This is a genomic window from Pseudoalteromonas neustonica (assembly GCF_001653135.1).
GTDB classification, from domain to species: domain Bacteria; phylum Pseudomonadota; class Gammaproteobacteria; order Enterobacterales; family Alteromonadaceae; genus Pseudoalteromonas; species Pseudoalteromonas neustonica.
In genome coordinates this window covers 1-1,852 of sequence record NZ_BDDS01000053.1, presented here as the reverse complement: position 1 = coordinate 1,852, position 1,852 = coordinate 1, and the positions used below count along the sequence as shown (strand labels likewise).

General features: G+C 34.6%; 2 protein-coding genes. Both read right to left on the bottom strand.

Going from position 1 to position 1,852, the window contains the following annotated elements; genetic code table 11:
* Positions 1–225: 225 nt before the first annotated feature.
* Positions 226–690 carry a hypothetical protein gene (locus tag A7967_RS22010; RefSeq protein ID WP_054206948.1) on the bottom strand — a complete coding sequence of 155 codons (465 nt, stop codon included), beginning with the start codon at positions 688–690 and terminating at the stop codon, positions 226–228.
* Positions 691–949: 259 nt separating this feature from the next.
* Positions 950–1,681 carry a hypothetical protein gene (locus A7967_RS22000; protein WP_054206946.1) on the bottom strand — a complete coding sequence of 244 codons (732 nt, stop codon included), beginning with the start codon at positions 1,679–1,681 and terminating at the stop codon, positions 950–952.
* Between the last annotated feature and the right edge of the window lie 171 nt (positions 1,682–1,852).

Sequence of the window (1,852 nt, the reverse complement as noted above, 5' to 3'; positions counted from 1 at the left end):
GCCAAATTCAATTAAAAAACGAGCTCCTGTAATTAACTCTAAGCGTTTTTAAAGCATTAGGTAATGCATTTGGAACCCATAAAACAAGCTGTTTTTCTTAAAAAAGAGTAATTCTACAGCCACAACGCCTCAATAAGAGGCAAAAAATTGTTGGCTAAAATAAGCGAGGCACGAGCAAAAAGCCAACTGTTTTTTGTCCTGCTTTATTGCCTTGTTAGCAATACTTTAATCCGCTGTTAAGTAGTCTTTATTAAAACTAAACTTTAAGTCATTACTTTCAGTTGGCTGTTTTGGTGTGACCCATAGTTTTGTGTGAAAAAACTTACAGCTAGGTATAAAAAATTGTCTTCCATTCGGCTCTTTTGCAAATACATTCCAACATCGACCGCTTGCATCAGTTCTCATTGAAATATCAGTAATCATAATTTTGGAACCAGCCTCTATTCGAGATACTATTTTGGGATTACAACCTGCACGTGTCCAGATACCATGACTTTTATAATTAGTCTCTGTTTGTATACCGTAGTTCTTTTCAAATATTGAGCAATTGATATCAATCAATAGACTATCTTGTCTAAGAGTATATTCAGCAGAAGAAAGCTTCTTTCCCCACTCTGTTGTGTTTAGGTTCGTTGAACAGGCCGTAATTAAAATAGCTAAAAACAAAGCACCTAATTGATAATATTTCACCAAACCTCCCTGTATTGCTAACGAGACTGTAGAATTACTCTAACAGCCAAATTCAATTAAAAAACGAGCTCCTGCAATTAACTCTAAGCGTTTTTAAAGCATTAGGTAATGCATTTGGAACCCATAAAACAAGCTGTTTTTCTTAAAAAAGAGTAATTCTACAGCCACAACGCCCGCATAACCGGCTAATAAAGCTTGGCTATAATTGGTGAGGCACGAACCAAGCCAAGCTTTATTAGTCCATACGTTGATGCGTTTGTTATGTTTTTTTAACACCAAACTTCATGAACTCTAAACTGCGATCTAACAATTTAGAAATAAGTTTTTGATTGTTATTTTTAATTTCTTCTTTTGTCGATGCTGTAATATCTTCAGATGAACTAAACATTTTATAGCCAAAAGATTCATTTGTTATCCATACTGAATCTCCACCGTTATGTCCTATTGTGCCATTGGTTGCAACAAATTGACCTGTTTTAGCATTGAATAAGTTGAAGCTGATTTGTGAATGGTGGATTGAATTTCCATGGCGTTGATATATCCCATTTCCTTTTAATCTTTGATTTGTTCCAAAGTAGACATCAGAGAACTCGGTTGGTGAAATGACAAGAATATAATTCGCATTAATTTTTTGTGCTTCTTCCAAAACTGATTTGTTTTTTATTGGGCTGGGGTAGCCAGAAACAAAGTCATTTTTTGGCGTTCTTAGGTTTGTTCTTATGAATGAATTTGGAACGATGCTGTAATTTGGTGATAGCTTATTTGCTACCTCAGTTTCAATAAACTCATTAGTTTTCCAGTCTGAGGTATCAATTTCAAAGTATTCATTTTGAAATGCGGTTGTTCCAACAGTTTTAATTGGGAATGAGCTACTAAATTGAGCAACTACAACTATTTTTTCGTTTGATGTTATTTTAGAAACCAGCTGTAAATCATTAGAAACACAACCTGAAATAAAAATAGCCAAAACGATTAATACAATCTTATTCAAAACACCTCTCCTTGAGAAAAACATAACATTTTAGTATTTATACAACACGCAGTTTGTGTTGCATAATCGCTTGTTGGACTGAGGCGCTACCTGCTCGGTGTGTTCGCGTTGGTATTGTTTATGCTATGGGAATTTGCTTTTTATGGCCTAACCGATATTTAGCCAATTTCA